Origin of the sequence: Raoultella sp. T31 (assembly GCF_002806725.1) — a bacterium.
Lineage (GTDB): Bacteria > Pseudomonadota > Gammaproteobacteria > Enterobacterales > Enterobacteriaceae > Klebsiella > Klebsiella electrica.
Genome location: NZ_PIBO01000102.1, coordinates 1 through 461 on the forward strand (window position 1 = coordinate 1; position 461 = coordinate 461).

The 461-nt window shown below is 64.2% G+C and carries 1 pseudogene; it reads right to left on the reverse strand.

Annotated features, from left to right (window positions below):
- Positions 1–446, reverse strand: a pseudogene (locus tag CWM52_RS27035) (calcium-binding protein); the annotation flags it as partial.
- Positions 447–461 lie beyond the last annotated feature (15 nt).

Genomic DNA, 461 nt, shown 5'->3' on the forward strand with positions numbered 1-461 from the left:
ACCTGATAGTAGTCCAGACTGAAGAACCCCTGGATAATCACGCTGTCCGCCCGGTCGCGGAAGCTGAGCACCAGGCTGTCATAGCCCTGTACCCGCTGCCGGGAGAGCACTGTCTGCTCCGCCAGCAGCCCCTCCCCGAGCCGCAGCGTGTCCGTTCCGCCGCTCTCGATAATCGTGTCCTGCCCGTCTCCGGCGTTAAAGAGGTAAATATCGTTACCGCTGCCGCCTTTCAGGGTGTCTTTTCCCGTTCCGCCATGGAGCAGGTCGTTGCCGAAGCCGCCGTCGAGGGTATCGTCCCCCGCCTCACCGTACAGCGCATCGTTGCCATTGTCCCCGGTCAGCACGTCATTCCCGCCTCCGGCGTGGATCTCACTCCCCTCCCGGTAGGCCTGCAGGCTCTGCGCCGCCTCCGTTCCCGTCAGCAGCATCGCCTTCACTGCGGACACGTCCCATACCGTGCC